Origin of the sequence: Variovorax sp. MHTC-1 (genome assembly GCF_003984645.1) — a bacterium.
Classification (GTDB): Bacteria; Pseudomonadota; Gammaproteobacteria; order Burkholderiales; family Burkholderiaceae_C; genus Variovorax.
In genome coordinates, this window is record NZ_RWKI01000004.1 from 176,154 (window position 1) to 191,707 (window position 15,554).

Sequence of the window (15,554 nt, forward strand, 5' to 3'; positions counted from 1 at the left end):
ATTTCACCGTGCGTCCGCTCGCGAGGGCGGGCGCTGCAGCGGAGAAAAGAATGAAAGCCATTGAAATCACTTCGTACGGCGCCCCCGAGGTGCTGCGCGTGGCCGAACGTCCCGCGCCTGTCGCGGGGGCGAATGAACTGCTGATTCGCGTGGCCGCGAGCGGCGTGAACCGCCCCGACGTGCTCCAGCGCACCGGCAACTATCCGGTGCCCCCCGGCGCTTCGGATCTGCCGGGGCTCGAGGTCGCGGGCGAGATCGTTTCGGGCGATGTGGCAGCGATGCGCGAGGCCGGCCTCGCCGTCGGCGATCGCGTCTGTGCGCTGATCGCGGGCGGCGGCTATGCGGAACTCTGCGTGGCGCCGGTGGCCCAGTGCCTGCCGGTGCCCAAGGGATGGAGCGATGCGGAGGCAGCGACCCTGCCCGAAACCTTCTTCACCGTGTGGAGCAACGTGTTCGATCGAGCGCGTCTGCAGAAGGGCGAGACGCTGCTGATCCAGGGCGGCTCGAGCGGCATCGGCGTCACGGCCATCCAACTCGGCAAGGCCTTCGGCGCGACGGTGATCGTGACGGCCGGCAGCGACGACAAGTGCGAAGCCTGCAAGAAGCTCGGCGCCGACCATGCGATCAACTACAAGACCTCCGATTTCGCGGAAGAGGTCAAGCGCCTCACCGGCGGCAAGGGCGTCGACGTGGTGCTCGACATGGTGGCCGGCGCCTACGTGCCGCGCGAGATCGAGTGCATGGCCGAGGACGGCCGGCTCGTGATCATCGCGGTGCAGGGCGGCACGAAGAGCGACTTCAATGCGGGCCAGGTGCTGCGCCGCCGCCTCACGATCACGGGTTCGACCCTGCGTCCGCGGCCGGTCGCGTTCAAGGGCGCCATCGCGAAGGCCTTGCGCGAAAAGGTCTGGCCGCTGCTCGAAAGCGGTGCGGTCAAGCCGGTGATCCACAGCACCTTCGCCGCACAGGGCGAGCCCAGCGGCGCGGCGCAGGCTCATGCCTTGATGGAATCGAACCAGCACATCGGCAAGATCGTGCTGACCTGGTGAACGAGACAGACATGACGACGAAGAAAAATCTCATCGCCGGCAACTGGAAGATGAACGGCAGCCTCGCAGCCAACGAGGCGCTGGTGAAGGCGCTGCTGCAGGGCGTCGGCACGCCTTCATGCGATGTCGCAGTGTGCGTTTCGGCGCCGTACCTGGCGCAGGTGCAGGCGCTCGTCGCCGGGTCGCCGATCGCGCTGGGTGCGCAGGATGTGTCGGCCCAGCCGCAAGGCGCATTCACCGGCGAGCAATCGGCTGCGATGCTGAAGGACTTCGGCGTGCGCTACGCGATCGTGGGCCATTCGGAGCGCCGCCAATACCATGGCGAAACCGACGAACTGGTGGCGGCCAAGACGGCTGCCGCGCTCGCGAACGGCATCACGCCCATCGTCTGTGTCGGCGAAACACTGGCGCAGCGCGAGGCAGGGCAGACCGAGGAGGTCGTCAAGCGCCAGCTCGCCGCGGTGATCCATGTCAATGGCCACTGCATCAGCGAGATCGTGGTGGCCTACGAGCCCGTCTGGGCCATCGGCACCGGCAAGACTGCGACGCCCGAGCAGGCGCAGGCGGTGCACGCCGTGCTGCGCGCGCAACTGCATCACGCGGCCAGCGAACACGCGGCGGGCATCCGCATCCTCTATGGCGGCAGCATGAACGCCGCCAATGCGGCCGAGCTGCTGGCCCAGGCCGACATCGACGGGGGGCTGATCGGCGGCGCTTCCCTCAAGGCCCCCGACTTTTTGCAGATCATTGCTGCGGCACGCTGAGACCAGCGCAGCAGCGAACGAATTTAGGAGTTAGAACGAATGAACATGGTCCTCAATATCCTGGTGGGCGTACAGATGCTCACCGCACTCGCGATGATCGGCCTGATCCTGATCCAGCACGGCAAGGGCGCCGACATGGGTGCGGCCTTCGGCAGCGGCAGTGCGGGCAGCCTGTTCGGTGCCAGCGGCAGCGCGAACTTTCTTTCGCGCACCACCGGCGTTCTCGCCGCCGTGTTCTTCGCCTGCACCTTGCTGCTCGCCTACTTCAGCCATGCACGGCCCACGGGCGGCGGCAGCCTGCTCGAGCGCGCCGCGATCGGCGTGCCGGCGCCGACGCCTACCCCCGCACCTTCGGGCCCCGCATCGCAGATTCCTTCCGGCAACGCACCTGCTGCGGCACCCGGCGCGAATGCACCGGCCCCGGCACCTGCTGCACCGGCTTCGGGCGCTGCGCAGATCCCGACCAAGTGATCCTGTCGTTTTCGATGCGGTCACCGACCGAAAGCGACTTCATTTCAGGGTAAACTCTAAAGCTGTCCGGAAAGCCAAAACCCTCTCGGGTTCCTCATGCCATCCGGACACACAAAACCGCGGTCGTGGTGAAATTGGTAGACACGCTATCTTGAGGGGGTAGTGGCGAAAGCTGTGCGAGTTCGAGTCTCGCCGACCGCACCAAATCTCGTCGGCAGGAAGCTTCGTCTTCCTGCCGGCGTCAAGCGGTAAAAGACCCCGATGAACCTCGATTCCTACCTTCCCGTCCTGTTGTTCATCCTGGTCGGAGTCGGTGTCGGCGTCGCACCGCAGGTTCTCGGTTACATCCTCGGCCCCAACCGGCCCGACGCTCAAAAGAATTCCCCCTACGAATGCGGCTTCGAGGCCTTCGAAGACGCGCGCATGAAGTTCGACGTGCGCTACTACCTCGTGGCGATTCTCTTCATTCTTTTTGACCTCGAGATCGCCTTTCTCTTCCCGTGGGCGATCGCGCTCAAGGAAATCGGTCCGGTCGGCTTCTGGGCCATGATGATTTTTCTCGCCATCCTCGTCGTGGGCTTCGTCTACGAGTGGAAAAAGGGCGCGCTCGACTGGGAATGACAAGGAATCCGCAAAATGGCCATTGAAGGCGTCATGAAGGAAGGCTTCGTCACCACCACCTACGACTCGGTGGTGAACTGGGCCAAGACCGGATCACTGTGGCCGATGACCTTCGGTCTGGCCTGCTGTGCCGTGGAAATGATGCACGCGGGTGCCGCGCGTTACGACATCGACCGCTTCGGCATGCTGTTTCGCCCGAGCCCGCGCCAATCCGATCTGATGATCGTGGCCGGCACGCTGTGCAACAAGATGGCGCCGGCGCTGCGCAAGGTCTACGACCAGATGCCCGAGCCTCGCTGGGTGCTGTCGATGGGCTCGTGCGCCAACGGCGGCGGCTACTACCATTACAGCTACTCGGTGGTGCGCGGCTGCGACCGCATCGTGCCGGTCGACGTCTACGTGCCGGGCTGCCCGCCGACCGCCGAGGCGCTGCTGTACGGAATCATCCAGCTCCAGCAGAAGATCCGCCGCACCAACACGATCGCGCGTGCCTGAGAAGCGAAAGACGATGACCGACTTTGCCATTTCTCCCGAGGCACTGCAGACCCAGATCACTGAAACGCTCGGCGCCAAGGCCAAGAGCGTCACGCTCGCGCTCGGCGAAGTGACGGTGGTAGTCGGCGCGGCCGACTATCTGGAAGCTGCGACCCTGCTGCGCGATGCGCCCGGCTGCCGCTTCGAGCAACTGATCGATCTCTGCGGCCTGGACTACTCCGACTACCGCGAAGGCGAGTGGCAGGGCGAGCGCTTCTGCGTGGCGACGCATCTGCTTTCCGTGAGCCTCAACCAGCGCGTGCGCCTCAAGGTGTTCGTGCCGAACGAAGATCTGCCGGTGATCGATTCGCTGACCGGCATCTGGAACGCCGCCGGCTGGTTCGAGCGCGAAGCCTTCGACCTCTACGGCATCGTGTTCGAAGGCCACGACGACCTGCGCCGCATCCTGACCGACTACGGCTTCATCGGTCACCCGTTCCGCAAGGACTTCCCGGTATCCGGTCACGTCGAGATGCGTTACGACGCGGAACAGAAGCGTGTGATCTACCAGCCGGTCTCGATCGAGCCGCGCGAGATCACGCCGCGCGTGATTCGCGAAGACAACTACGGCGGATTGCACTGAAACCGACATGGCCGAAATCAAGAACTACACGCTGAACTTCGGGCCCCAGCACCCCGCGGCGCACGGTGTGCTGCGCCTGGTGCTCGAGCTCGACGGTGAAGTCATACAGCGCGCCGATCCGCACATCGGCCTCCTGCACCGCGCGACCGAAAAGCTCGCCGAGACGCGCACCTACATCCAGTCGCTGCCCTACATGGACCGGCTCGACTACGTCTCGATGATGAGCAACGAGCACGCGTACTGTCTCGCGATCGAGCGGCTCATGGGTCTCGACGTGCCCATCCGCGCGCAGTACATCCGCGTGATGTTCGCCGAGATCACGCGCCTGCTGAACCACCTTCTGTGGCTGGGCGCGCACGGCCTTGACTGCGGTGCGATGAACATGCTCATCTACTGCTTCCGCGAGCGCGAGGACCTGTTCGACATGTACGAGGCGGTCTCGGGCGCGCGCATGCACGCGGCCTACTTCCGTCCGGGCGGCGTCTACCGCGACCTGCCCGACGCGATGCCGCAGTACAAGGTCAGCAAGATCAAGAACGCGAAGGCGATCGAGCGTCTCAACGAAAATCGCCGCGGCTCGCTGCTGGATTTCATCGACGACTTCTGCAAACGCTTCCCCAAGATGGTCGACGAGTACGAGACGCTGCTCACCGACAACCGCATCTGGAAGCAGCGCACCGTCGGCATCGGCGTGGTCACGCCCGAGCGCGCGCTGAACCTCGGCTTTACCGGCCCGATGCTGCGCGGTTCCGGCATCGAATGGGATCTGCGCAAGAAGCAGCCCTACGACGTCTACGACCAGATGGAGTTCGACGTCCCGGTCGGCAAGACCGGCGACTGCTACGACCGCTATCTCGTGCGGGTCGAGGAAATGCGCCAGGCCAACCGCATCATCCAGCAGTGCTCGGCCTGGCTGCGTGCCAACCCGGGCCCGGTGATCACCGACAACCACAAGGTCGCGGCGCCGGCGCGCGAATCGATGAAGGCCAACATGGAGGAGCTGATCCACCATTTCAAGCTCTTCACCGAAGGCTTCCACGTGCCCGAAGGCGAGGCCTATGCCGCCGTCGAGCATCCCAAGGGCGAGTTCGGCATCTATCTCGTGAGCGATGGCGCCAACAAGCCCTACCGTCTGAAGATCCGCGCGCCGGGCTTCCCGCATCTGGCGGCGCTCGACGAGATGTCGCGCGGCCACATGATTGCCGACGCGGTCGCGGTGATTGGCACCATGGACATCGTGTTCGGCGAGATCGACAGGTGAGCGAACGAATGACCACCCACAGCAGCAATCAGGCGCCGCTTTCGGCCGCCACGCTGGAGCTCTTTGCGCGCGAGGTCGCCAAGTACCCGCCGGCCGGCAAGCAGTCGGCCGTGATGGCCTGCCTCGCGATCGTGCAGAAGGACGAAGGCTTCGTCAGCGTGCAGCGCGAGCGCGAGATCGCCGCCTACCTCGGCATGGCGCCGATCGCGGTGCACGAGGTCACGACCTTCTACAACATGTACAACCAGCAGCCGGTGGGCAAGTTCAAGCTCAACGTATGCACCAACCTGCCGTGCCAGCTGCGCGACGGCGCGGTGGCGCTGGCCCATCTCGAGAAGAAGCTCGGCATCCACATGGGCGAGACCACGCCTGACGGCATGTTCACGCTGCAGCAGAGCGAGTGCCTCGGCGCCTGCGCCGATTCGCCGGTGATGCTGGTCAACGACCGCACCATGTGCAGCTTCATGAGCAACGAAAAGCTCGATCAGCTGATCGACGGCCTGCGCACTTCGACGACGGGGAGCACGCAATGATGACACCCGAGCAAGTGCTTTCGCAGTTCCAGGCCACCGGCGTCCAGACCTGCTTTCACGACCGCCACATCGAGCCGCAGATCTATGCCGGCCTCGACGGCACCAACTGGCGCCTGGCCGACTACGAAGCGCGAGGCGGCTACAAGGCGCTGCGCAAGATCCTCTCCGAAGGCATGACGCCCGAGCAGGTGATCGCCGAGGTCAAGGCTTCGGGCCTGCGCGGCCGCGGCGGCGCAGGCTTCCCGACCGGCCTCAAGTGGAGCTTCATGCCGCGCCAGTTCCCGGGCCAGAAGTACCTGGTCTGCAATTCGGACGAGGGCGAGCCCGGTACCTGCAAGGACCGAGACATCCTGCAGTTCAACCCGCACATCGTGATCGAGGGCATGGCCATCGCTGCCTATGCGATGGGCATCAGCGTGGGCTACAACTACATCCACGGCGAGATCTTCCAGACCTACGATCGTTTCGAGGAAGCATTGGAAGAAGCGCGCGCCGCCGGCTACCTGGGCGACGCCATCCTCGGCAGCAGCTTCAACTTCCAGCTGCATGCGTCTCACGGCTTCGGCGCCTACATCTGCGGCGAAGAAACCGCCTTGCTCGAATCGCTGGAAGGCAAGAAAGGCCAGCCGCGCTTCAAGCCGCCGTTCCCTGCGAGCTTCGGTCTCTACGGCAAGCCGACCACCATCAACAACACCGAGACCTTCGCGGCCGTGCCGTGGATCATCGTCAACGGTGGCCCGGCGTATCTGGAATGCGGCAAGCCGAACAACGGCGGCACGAAGATCTACTCGGTCAGCGGCGACGTCGAACTGCCCGGCAACTATGAAGTGCCGATGGGCACGCCCTTCTCCAAGCTGCTCGAACTCGCAGGCGGCGTGCGCAAGGGCCGCCAGCTCAAGGCCGTGATTCCCGGCGGTTCGTCGGCCCCGGTGCTGCCGGCCTCGATCATGATGGAGTGCACGATGGACTACGACTCCATCGCCAAGGCCGGCTCGATGCTGGGCTCGGGTGCGGTGATCGTGATGGACGACAGCCGCTCGATGGTCGAGTCGCTCAGGCGCCTGTCGTACTTCTACATGCACGAGTCCTGCGGCCAGTGCACGCCGTGCCGCGAAGGCACGGGCTGGCTCTGGCGCGTGGTGGATCGCATCCACAACGGCCACGGCAAGCCGAGCGATATGGAGCTGCTCAATTCGGTGGCCGACAACATCCAGGGCCGCACCATCTGCGCGCTCGGCGACGCCGCGGCGATGCCGGTGCGCGCCATGATCAAGCACTTCCGTCACGAGTTCGAAGCCTTGATTCCGGGCTACGTCCCGAAGGCACCCGTCAAGGCCTGAGCGCGAATAACACATACACATATGGTTGAAATCGAACTCGACGGCAAGAAGGTCGAAATCGTCGAAGGCAGCATGATCATGCATGCGGCCGACAAGGCGGGCACCTACATCCCGCACTTCTGCTATCACAAGAAGCTCAGCATCGCGGCCAACTGCCGCATGTGCCTGGTCGACGTCGAAAAGGCGCCCAAGCCCATGCCGGCCTGCGCCACGCCGGTGACGCAGGGCATGATCGTGCGCACCAAGAGCGACAAGGCGATCAAGGCCCAGCAGTCGGTGATGGAGTTCCTGCTGATCAACCATCCACTCGATTGCCCGATCTGCGACCAGGGCGGCGAATGCCAGCTGCAAGACCTGGCCGTCGGCTACGGCGGCTCGTCCTCGCGCTATGAAGAAGAAAAGCGCGTGGTGTTCCACAAGGACGTGGGCCCGCTCATCAGCATGGAAGAGATGAGCCGCTGCATCCATTGCACGCGCTGCGTGCGCTTCGGCCAGGAAGTGGCCGGCGTGATGGAGCTCGGCATGACGCAACGCGGCGAGCATTCCGAGATCGAGACCTTCCTCGGCGATTCGGTCGACTCCGAGCTCTCGGGCAACATGATCGACATCTGTCCCGTGGGCGCGCTCACGAGCAAGCCCTTCCGCTACAGCGCCCGCACCTGGGAGCTCTCGCGCCGCAAATCCGTGAGCCCGCACGATTCGACCGGCGCCAACCTGATCGTCCAAGTCAAGAACAACCGCGTGATGCGCGTGGTGCCGCTCGAGAACGAAGACGTCAACGAATGCTGGATCGCCGACCGCGACCGCTTTTCGTACGAAGCACTCAACGGCCCCGAGCGCCTCTCGCAGCCCATGCTGAAGCAGGGCGGCCAGTGGCAGCAGGTCGACTGGCAGACCGCGCTCGAGTACGTGGCCAACGGCCTGAAGCAGATCAAGGCCGACCACGGCGCGCAGAGCATCGGTACGCTTGCGAGCCCGCACAGCACGCTCGAAGAACTGCACCTGGCCAAGCTGCTGACGCAGGGTCTGGGCAGCGCCAACATCGACTACCGGCTGCGCAACGCCGAGTTCAACGCCTTCGAAGGCGTGCGCTGGCTCGGCACCTCGATCGCATCGCTGTCGCAACTGCAGCGCACGCTCGTGATCGGCAGCAATCTGCGCAAGGACCATCCGCTGTTCGCGCAGCGCATCCGCCAGGCGGTACGCAAGGGCGGTGTGCTCAACGCATTGACGTCGCCCGAACTGCTGGCCGACGACGAAGCCTGGGCCATGCCGGTGGCGAACGCCGTGCGCGTGCCGGCACAGGACTGGGTGGACGCGCTGGCCGAGATCGCCGGCGCCGTGGCCGCCAGCACCGGCGCCGCGGCGCCGGTGGCCGGCAGCGATGCGCCGGGCGATGCGGCCAAGGCCATCGCGGCGTCGCTGCTCGGCGGCGAGCGCAAGGCCATCCTGCTCGGCAATGCGGCCGCCCACCATGTCGACGCCGGCGCGTTGCTGGCGCTGGCGAACTGGATCGGCGCCCAGACCGGGGCCAGCGTCGGCTATCTCACAGAGGCCGCCAACACGGTCGGTGCGCAGCTGGTCGGCGCGCTGCCCGCCGAAGGCGGGTTGAATGCGGGAGAGATGCTGGGCGGCGCGCTCAAGGCGGTGCTGCTGCTCAACACCGAGCCGGTGTTCGACTCGGCCACCGGTGCCGCCGCAGCCGACGCGCTCACGCACGCCCAGATGGTCGTGACGCTGAGCCCCTTCAAGGCCAACGTCGAATTCAGCGACGTGCTGCTGCCGATCGCGCCCTTCACCGAAACGCCGGGCACCTTCGTCAATGCGGAGGGCCGCGTGCAGAGTTTTCATGCGGTCGTGAAGCCGCTCGGCGAAACGCGTCCGGCCTGGAAGGTGCTGCGCGTGCTGGCCAACCTGCTGGGCCTTTCGGGCTTCTCCTTCGAATCGACGGCCGAGGTGCTGGCCGACATCGGCGCAGGCGCCGGCGTGCCGGCCGACAAGCTGAGCAATGGCACCGCGGCCCGCCTCGATGGCGAACGCGCCTCCCATGCCGCGCCGCCGGTCGTCGCCGGCATCTACCAGCTCGATTCGATCGTTCGCCGCGCACCGTCGCTGCAACTGACGGCCGATGCGCGCACAACGCAGGCCGCGGCCGCGCAGGAGGTGTTCGCATGATCGACACCCTGCACGGATTCGGCCTGGGCCTGGTCGCGGCGCCCTGGTGGACCGGCCTGGCGTGGCCGGTGATCTGGACGCTGATCAAGATCGTGGTCGTGGTGCTGCCGCTGATGGGCGCGGTCGCCTACCTGACGCTGTGGGAGCGCAAGGCCATCGGCTTCACGCAGATCCGCCTCGGCCCCAACCGCATCGGCCCGCTGGGCTTGCTGCAACCCATCGCCGACGCGCTCAAGCTCCTGACCAAGGAAATCATCCTGCCCACGGTCGCGAACAAGGGCTTGTTCCTGCTCGGGCCGATCATGACCATCATGCCGGCGCTGGTCGCCTGGGTCGTGATCCCGTTCGGTCCCGACGTCGCACTGGCCAACATCAATGCCGGCCTGTTGTTCGTCATGGCCATCACCTCGCTCGAGGTCTACGGCGTGATCATCGCGGGCTGGGCCTCGAACTCGAAGTACGCCTTCCTCGGCGCGCTGCGCGCCTCGGCGCAGATGGTCAGCTACGAGATCGCGATGGGCTTCTGCTTCGTCGTCGTGCTCATGGTCTCGGCCAGCCTCAATATGACCGACATCGTGATGGGGCAGGGCAAGGGGCATTTCGCCTCGATGGGCATCGGCTTCCTGTCTTGGAACTGGCTGTCGCTGCTGCCGATCTTCCTCGTCTACTTCATCTCGGGCCTGGCCGAAACCAACCGCCATCCCTTCGACGTGGTGGAAGGCGAATCGGAAATCGTCGCCGGCCACATGATCGAGTACTCGGGCATGAGCTTCGCGATGTTCTTCCTGGCCGAGTACGCCAACATGTGGCTGGTCTCGATCCTGTGCGCCGTGCTGTTCCTCGGCGGCTGGCTGCCTCCCTTCGACTTCCTCGCCTTCATCCCGGGCTGGATCTGGCTGGGCATCAAGACCTTCGTCGTGGTCACCATGTTCCTGTGGGTCCGCTCGACTTTCCCGCGCTTCCGCTACGACCAGATCATGCGGCTCGGCTGGAAGATCTTCATTCCGGTCACGCTCGTGTGGCTGGTGGTGGTCGGCGCCTGGATGCAGACCCCGTACAACATCTGGAAATAACTGGAATCGCCATGTCTGCGCACACCGCAATCTCGCCGGCGCCGTTCTCGCTCAAGGACTTCCTGTCCAGCTTCATGTTGGTCGAGTTGTTCAAGGGCCTTGCGCTCACCGGCAAGTACGCCTTCAGCCGCAAGATCACCGTGCAGTTTCCCGAAGAGAAGACGCCGCTGTCGCCGCGCTTCCGCGGCTTGCACGCGCTGCGCCGTTACGAGAATGGCGAGGAGCGCTGCATCGCCTGCAAGCTTTGCGAGGCGGTCTGTCCGGCGCTTGCGATCACCATCGAATCGGACGTGCGCGACGACGGCTCGCGCCGCACCACGCGCTACGACATCGACCTGACCAAGTGCATCTTCTGCGGCTTCTGCGAAGAGAGCTGCCCGGTCGATTCCATCGTCGAGACCCACATCTTCGAATACCACGGCGAGAAGCGCGGCGACCTGTACTTCACCAAGGACATGCTGCTGGCGGTCGGTGACCGCTACGAAAAAGAAATCGCTGCCAACAAGGCAGCGGATGCCAAGTACCGCTGAGGCGGGACGGCCCGATCCTCACAAAAACGAACCCGATCCATGGACGTCAAGACCGGCCTGTTCTATCTGTTTGCCGCGGTGCTGCTTTTCGCGGCCTTCCGTGTCATCACCGCGCGCAACCCCGTGTACGCCGCGCTCTACCTGGTGCTTGCATTCTTCCAGGCATCGGCCATCTGGCTGCTGCTGCGCGCCGAGTTCCTGGCGATCTCGCTGGTGCTCGTCTACGTAGGCGCGGTGATGGTGCTGTTCCTGTTCGTCGTGATGATGCTCGACATCAACGTCGACGCGTTGCGCGAGGGCTTCTGGAAGCACTTTCCGCTCGCCGCCGGCGTCGGCGCGCTGATCGCGCTCGAGATGGCCGCGGTGCTGATGGGAGGCTTCCGTCTCGCCGAGCCGAAGACCGCCATGGCCTCCGGGCCCGGCACTTCCAACACGCTCGAGCTCGGCAAGCTGCTCTACACCGAATACCTCTACCCGCTGGAGATCGCTGCCGTCATCCTGCTGGTCGCCATCGTCGCGGCCATAGCGCTCACGCTGCGCACCCGCAAGGACAGCAAGTACGTGAACCCGGCCGACCAGGTGCGCGTGAAGGCGCGCGACCGCGTGCGCATCGTGCAGATGCCCGTCACACGCGCGGCGCCGCCGGTCGCTCCAGAAACACCGCCAGCCGGGGAGACCAAGGCATGACGCTCACGCTCGGACACTTCCTCTCGCTGGGTGCGATGCTTTTCGCACTCTCGGTGATCGGCATCTTCCTCAACCGCAAGAACCTGATCGTGCTCTTGATGTGCATCGAGCTGATGCTGCTCGCCGTCAACGTGAACTTCGTCGCCTTCTCGTACTTCCTGGGCGACATGCATGGCCAGATCTTCGTGTTCTTCATCCTGACCGTGGCCGCGGCCGAATCGGCCATCGGGCTGGCGCTGCTGGTCCTCTTGTTCCGCAACAAGTCGAACATCAACGTCGACGAACTCAACGCGCTCAAGGGCTAGGACTGACATATGAGCGCAACACTTTCCGCATCCGCATTGTTGGCCGTGCCGCTGGCGCCCCTGGTCGGCTCCGTGCTGGCCGGCCTGTTCGGCACCAAGTTCGGCGGCAACCATATCGGCCGCCGCATCACGCATTCGCTGACCATCCTCGGCGTCTTCGTCTCCTTCGTGATCTCGGTCATGACGCTCAAGAGCGTGGTGGCCGACGGCGCCCGCTTCAACGCCACCATCTACGAATGGATGGTGGTCGGCGGCCTCAGGATGGAAGTCGGCTTCCTGGTCGACGGCCTCACCGCGATGATGATGTGCGTCGTGACCTTCGTCTCGCTGATGGTGCACATCTACACCATCGGCTACATGGAGGAAGACGAGGGCTACAACCGCTTCTTCGCCTACATCTCGCTGTTCACCTTCTCGATGCTGATGCTCGTGATGAGCAACAACATGCTGCAGCTGTTCTTCGGCTGGGAAGCTGTGGGCCTGGTGTCCTACCTGCTGATCGGCTTCTGGTACAACAGGCCGAGCGCGATCTTCGCCAACCTCAAGGCCTTCCTGGTCAACCGCGTGGGCGACTTCGGCTTCATCCTCGGCATCGGGCTGATTGCCGCCTACGCCGGCACGCTGAACTACGCCGAGGCCTTCGCCAAGGCCGACTCGCTCGCCCAGCTGAGCTTCCCCGGCACCGAGTGGATGCTGATCACCGTGATCTGCATCTGCCTGTTCATCGGCGCGATGGGCAAGAGCGCGCAGTTCCCGCTGCACGTCTGGCTGCCCGACTCGATGGAAGGCCCGACACCGATCTCGGCGCTGATCCATGCGGCGACCATGGTGACGGCCGGCATCTTCATGGTGGCGCGCATGTCGCCGCTCTTCGAGCTCAGCGACACGGCCCTTTCCTTCGTGCTCGTGATCGGCGCCATCACCGCGCTCTTCATGGGCTTCCTGGGCATCATCCAGAACGACATCAAGCGCGTGGTCGCCTACTCGACGCTCTCGCAGCTCGGCTACATGACCGTGGCACTGGGCGCGTCGGCGTACTCCGTCGCCGTGTTCCACCTGATGACGCACGCCTTCTTCAAGGCGCTGCTGTTCCTCGGCGCCGGCTCGGTGATCATCGGCATGCACCACAATCAGGACATCCGCTGGATGGGCGGCGTGCGCAAGTACATGCCGATCACCTGGATCACCTCGCTGGTGGGCTCGCTGGCGCTGATCGGCACGCCGCTGTTCGCGGGCTTCTATTCCAAGGACAGCATCATCGAAGCCGTCCGCGAAAGCCACCTCTGGGGTGCCGGCTTCGCGTACTGGGCGGTGCTGGCGGGCGTGTTCGTCACCGCCTTCTATTCGTTCCGCATGTACTTCCTGGTCTTCCACGGCAAGGAACGCTACGACCAGAATCCCGAGAACAATCACCACGGCGACGATGCGGAACCGGATCCGCACGGCCATCACCACGATCACAGCGTGCCGCACGAGTCGCCCTGGGTGGTCTGGCTGCCGCTGGTGCTGCTGGCCATTCCCTCGGTCGTGATCGGCTACATGACCATCGAGCCGATGCTCTACGGCGGCTTCTTCAACGACGCGATCTTCATCGACGAGAGCAAGCACCATGCGATGAAGGAACTGGCCGAGGCCTTCCACGGACCGATGGCGATGGCGCTGCATGGCCTCACCGCCGCGCCGTTCTGGCTCGCGCTGGCCGGCGTGGTGACGGCCTGGTACATGTACCTCGTCAATCCCGCGCTGCCGGCGGCCATCAAGCGCGCCTTCGGCCCCGTCCATCGGCTGCTCGACAACAAGTACTACATGGACTGGATCAACGAGCACCTCATCGCGCGCGGTACGCGCGCCCTGGGCACCGGCCTCTGGAAGGGCGGGGACCAGGGAGTCATCGACGGCGCCATCGTCGACGGCTCGTGGAAGGCGATCGGCCGCGTCGCCGGCGTCATGCGCTGGATGCAGTCCGGCTACATCTACCACTACGCGTTCGCGATGCTGATGGGCATCTTCCTCCTCATGACGTACTTCGTCTGGTTCAACAGGTAAGCGCAAAGCGCCGGAGATAAAACAAAAATGGGTTTGTTGAGCCTTGCCATCTGGGTGCCGATCGCGTTCGGCGCCGCGCTGCTGGCCTTCGGTAAAGACGAGCATGCGAACGGCGTGCGCTGGACCGCGCTGGTCGGATCGATCGCGAGCTTCCTGGTCACCATTCCGCTGTATACGCGCTTCGAGAACGGAACCGCCGCGATGCAGTTCGTCGAGAAGGGAAGTTGGATCGAGCGCTTCAGCATCCACTACCACGTGGGTCTCGACGGCCTGTCGCTGTGGCTGGTTCTCTTGACCGCGTTCATCACGGTGATCGTCGTGATCTCCGCGTGGGAGGTGATCACCGAGCGCGTCAACCAGTACATGGGCGCTTTCCTGATTCTCTCGGGCCTCATGATCGGCTCCTTCTCGGCGCTCGACGGCATCCTGTTCTACGTCTTCTTCGAAGCCACGCTGATCCCGATGTACCTGATCATCGGCATCTGGGGCGGTCCCAACAAGATCTACGCGGCCTTCAAGTTCTTCATCTACACGCTGCTCGGCTCGCTCCTGATGCTGGTCGCGCTGATCTACCTGTACAACAAGTCGGGCGGCAGCTTCGACATCCTGAGCTGGCACAAGCTGCCGCTTCCCGCGGGCGCGCAGACCTTCCTGTTCTTCGCCTTCTTCGCGGCGTTCGCAGTCAAGGTGCCGATGTGGCCGGTCCACACCTGGCTGCCCGACGTGCACGTCGAGGCGCCCACGGGCGGCTCGGCCGTGCTGGCCGCGATCATGCTGAAGCTCGGCGCCTACGGCTTCCTGCGTTTCTCGATGCCGATCGCGCCCGATGCCGCACACGAATGGGCCTGGCTCATGATCGGGCTGTCGCTGATCGCCGTCATCTACGTCGGCCTGGTGGCGCTGGTGCAGCAGGACATGAAGAAGCTGGTTGCCTATTCGTCGGTGGCGCACATGGGCTTCGTGACGCTGGGCTTCTTCATCTTCAACGATCTCGGCGTGTCGGGCGGCATCGTGCAGATGATCGCGCACGGCTTCGTCTCGGGCGCCATGTTCCTTTGCATCGGCGTGCTCTACGACCGCGTGCACTCGCGCCAGATCGCCGACTACGGCGGCGTGGTCAACACCATGCCCAAGTTCGCGGCCTTCGCGCTGCTGTTCGCCATGGCCAACTGCGGGCTGCCCGCCACCGCCGGCTTCGTCGGCGAATGGATGGTGATCCTCGGCGCGGTCAAGGCCAACTTCTGGCTCGGCCTGGGCGCCTCCACCGCGCTGATCTTCGGCGCCGCCTATACGTTGTGGATGTACAAGCGCGTCTACCTCGGGCCGGTGGGCAACGACCATGTGAAGGAACTGAGCGACATCAATGCGCGCGAATTCCTCATGCTAGGCTTGCTCGCGGCCGCGGTGCTGTGGATGGGAATCTATCCCAAGCCCTTCACCGACGTGACGAACGCCTCGGTGGCCGAGCTGCTGCGCCACGTGGCGACCTCGAAGATTCCATGAGTCGTATGACCCCCACGTTTGCGGCTTCGCCGCTGCACTGCCCCCAGAGGGGGCTCCGGCCCGGCTCGGGGCGGCCCAG

16 protein-coding genes and 1 tRNA gene are annotated in these 15,554 nt (G+C 64.6%); all 17 read left to right on the forward strand.

Annotation, left to right across the window (positions count from 1 at the left end; translation table 11 throughout):
• Positions 1-50: 50 nt before the first annotated feature.
• The 17 genes from EJI01_RS08895 to EJI01_RS08975 all read left to right on the forward strand — a co-directional run bounded on the left by EJI01_RS08895 (position 51) and on the right by EJI01_RS08975 (position 15,475).
• A complete protein-coding gene (locus tag EJI01_RS08895) occupies positions 51-1,049 on the forward strand; it encodes an NAD(P)H-quinone oxidoreductase (RefSeq protein ID WP_126836751.1) in 999 nt (332 codons plus the stop codon).
• Between the two features lie 11 nt (positions 1,050-1,060).
• Positions 1,061-1,813: a triose-phosphate isomerase gene (gene tpiA, locus EJI01_RS08900; protein ID WP_126836752.1), complete on the forward strand. Its 753-nt coding sequence runs from the start codon at positions 1,061-1,063 to the stop codon at positions 1,811-1,813.
• A gap of 39 nt (positions 1,814-1,852) precedes the next feature.
• On the forward strand, positions 1,853-2,284 hold the full coding sequence (secG, locus tag EJI01_RS08905) for a preprotein translocase subunit SecG (RefSeq protein WP_126836753.1): 432 nt from the start codon (positions 1,853-1,855) through the stop codon (positions 2,282-2,284).
• A 119-nt stretch (positions 2,285-2,403) separates the two neighbouring features.
• A tRNA-Leu gene (locus EJI01_RS08910) sits at positions 2,404-2,488 on the forward strand.
• Positions 2,489-2,545: 57 nt separating this feature from the next.
• Complete coding sequence (locus EJI01_RS08915; protein ID WP_028248911.1) at positions 2,546-2,905, forward strand: NADH-quinone oxidoreductase subunit A; 360 nt, start codon at positions 2,546-2,548, stop codon at positions 2,903-2,905.
• A 15-nt stretch (positions 2,906-2,920) separates the two neighbouring features.
• On the forward strand, positions 2,921-3,400 hold the full coding sequence (locus EJI01_RS08920; RefSeq protein WP_021008163.1) for a NuoB/complex I 20 kDa subunit family protein: 480 nt from the start codon (positions 2,921-2,923) through the stop codon (positions 3,398-3,400).
• Between the two features lie 13 nt (positions 3,401-3,413).
• Entirely contained in the window at positions 3,414-4,022 is a 609-nt protein-coding gene (locus EJI01_RS08925) for an NADH-quinone oxidoreductase subunit C (RefSeq protein ID WP_126836754.1), read from the forward strand.
• A 7-nt stretch (positions 4,023-4,029) separates the two neighbouring features.
• Positions 4,030-5,283 carry an NADH-quinone oxidoreductase subunit D gene (locus tag EJI01_RS08930; protein WP_126836755.1) on the forward strand — a complete coding sequence of 418 codons (1,254 nt, stop codon included), beginning with the start codon at positions 4,030-4,032 and terminating at the stop codon, positions 5,281-5,283.
• Positions 5,284-5,291: 8 nt separating this feature from the next.
• A complete protein-coding gene (gene nuoE / locus EJI01_RS08935) occupies positions 5,292-5,816 on the forward strand; it encodes an NADH-quinone oxidoreductase subunit NuoE (protein ID WP_126836756.1) in 525 nt (174 codons plus the stop codon).
• A complete protein-coding gene (nuoF, locus tag EJI01_RS08940) occupies positions 5,813-7,156 on the forward strand; it encodes an NADH-quinone oxidoreductase subunit NuoF (RefSeq protein ID WP_185878870.1) in 1,344 nt (447 codons plus the stop codon). Before nuoE ends, nuoF begins: the two co-directional genes overlap by 4 nt.
• A gap of 21 nt (positions 7,157-7,177) precedes the next feature.
• Positions 7,178-9,331: an NADH-quinone oxidoreductase subunit NuoG gene (gene nuoG / locus EJI01_RS08945; protein WP_126836757.1), complete on the forward strand. Its 2,154-nt coding sequence runs from the start codon at positions 7,178-7,180 to the stop codon at positions 9,329-9,331.
• The gene (gene nuoH / locus EJI01_RS08950; RefSeq protein WP_126836758.1) at positions 9,328-10,404 is read left to right on the forward strand and encodes an NADH-quinone oxidoreductase subunit NuoH; all 1,077 of its coding nucleotides are present in this window, start codon (positions 9,328-9,330) and stop codon (positions 10,402-10,404) included. Before nuoG ends, nuoH begins: the two co-directional genes overlap by 4 nt.
• Before the next feature lie 11 nt (positions 10,405-10,415).
• Entirely contained in the window at positions 10,416-10,934 is a 519-nt protein-coding gene (gene nuoI / locus EJI01_RS08955) for an NADH-quinone oxidoreductase subunit NuoI (protein WP_126836759.1), read from the forward strand.
• Between the two features lie 39 nt (positions 10,935-10,973).
• On the forward strand, positions 10,974-11,621 hold the full coding sequence (locus EJI01_RS08960) for an NADH-quinone oxidoreductase subunit J (RefSeq protein ID WP_126836760.1): 648 nt from the start codon (positions 10,974-10,976) through the stop codon (positions 11,619-11,621).
• Positions 11,618-11,926 (forward strand): NADH-quinone oxidoreductase subunit NuoK, encoded by a 309-nt coding sequence (gene nuoK / locus EJI01_RS08965; RefSeq protein WP_086922746.1) that lies wholly within the window; start codon positions 11,618-11,620, stop codon positions 11,924-11,926. Before EJI01_RS08960 ends, nuoK begins: the two co-directional genes overlap by 4 nt.
• A 9-nt stretch (positions 11,927-11,935) precedes the next feature.
• A complete protein-coding gene (gene nuoL / locus EJI01_RS08970; RefSeq protein WP_126836761.1) occupies positions 11,936-13,972 on the forward strand; it encodes an NADH-quinone oxidoreductase subunit L in 2,037 nt (678 codons plus the stop codon).
• A gap of 27 nt (positions 13,973-13,999) precedes the next feature.
• Positions 14,000-15,475 (forward strand): NADH-quinone oxidoreductase subunit M, encoded by a 1,476-nt coding sequence (locus EJI01_RS08975; protein WP_126836762.1) that lies wholly within the window; start codon positions 14,000-14,002, stop codon positions 15,473-15,475.
• The last annotated feature ends 79 nt before the right edge of the window (positions 15,476-15,554 follow it).

Excerpts from the sequence above, each read along its gene's own strand:
- EJI01_RS08895 (WP_126836751.1), top strand. The coding sequence starts at position 51 with ATGAAAGCCATTGAAATCACTTCGTACGGCGCCCCCGAGGTGCTGCGC.
- tpiA (WP_126836752.1), top strand. The coding sequence starts at position 1,061 with ATGACGACGAAGAAAAATCTCATCGCCGGCAACTGGAAGATGAACGGC.
- secG (WP_126836753.1), top strand. The coding sequence starts at position 1,853 with ATGAACATGGTCCTCAATATCCTGGTGGGCGTACAGATGCTCACCGCA.
- EJI01_RS08915 (WP_028248911.1), top strand. The coding sequence starts at position 2,546 with ATGAACCTCGATTCCTACCTTCCCGTCCTGTTGTTCATCCTGGTCGGA.
- EJI01_RS08920 (WP_021008163.1), top strand. The coding sequence starts at position 2,921 with ATGGCCATTGAAGGCGTCATGAAGGAAGGCTTCGTCACCACCACCTAC.
- EJI01_RS08925 (WP_126836754.1), top strand. The coding sequence starts at position 3,414 with ATGACCGACTTTGCCATTTCTCCCGAGGCACTGCAGACCCAGATCACT.
- EJI01_RS08930 (WP_126836755.1), top strand. The coding sequence starts at position 4,030 with ATGGCCGAAATCAAGAACTACACGCTGAACTTCGGGCCCCAGCACCCC.
- nuoE (WP_126836756.1), top strand. The coding sequence starts at position 5,292 with ATGACCACCCACAGCAGCAATCAGGCGCCGCTTTCGGCCGCCACGCTG.
- nuoF (WP_185878870.1), top strand. The coding sequence starts at position 5,813 with ATGATGACACCCGAGCAAGTGCTTTCGCAGTTCCAGGCCACCGGCGTC.
- nuoG (WP_126836757.1), top strand. The coding sequence starts at position 7,178 with ATGGTTGAAATCGAACTCGACGGCAAGAAGGTCGAAATCGTCGAAGGC.
- nuoH (WP_126836758.1), top strand. The coding sequence starts at position 9,328 with ATGATCGACACCCTGCACGGATTCGGCCTGGGCCTGGTCGCGGCGCCC.
- nuoI (WP_126836759.1), top strand. The coding sequence starts at position 10,416 with ATGTCTGCGCACACCGCAATCTCGCCGGCGCCGTTCTCGCTCAAGGAC.
- EJI01_RS08960 (WP_126836760.1), top strand. The coding sequence starts at position 10,974 with ATGGACGTCAAGACCGGCCTGTTCTATCTGTTTGCCGCGGTGCTGCTT.
- nuoK (WP_086922746.1), top strand. The coding sequence starts at position 11,618 with ATGACGCTCACGCTCGGACACTTCCTCTCGCTGGGTGCGATGCTTTTC.
- nuoL (WP_126836761.1), top strand. The coding sequence starts at position 11,936 with ATGAGCGCAACACTTTCCGCATCCGCATTGTTGGCCGTGCCGCTGGCG.
- EJI01_RS08975 (WP_126836762.1), top strand. The coding sequence starts at position 14,000 with ATGGGTTTGTTGAGCCTTGCCATCTGGGTGCCGATCGCGTTCGGCGCC.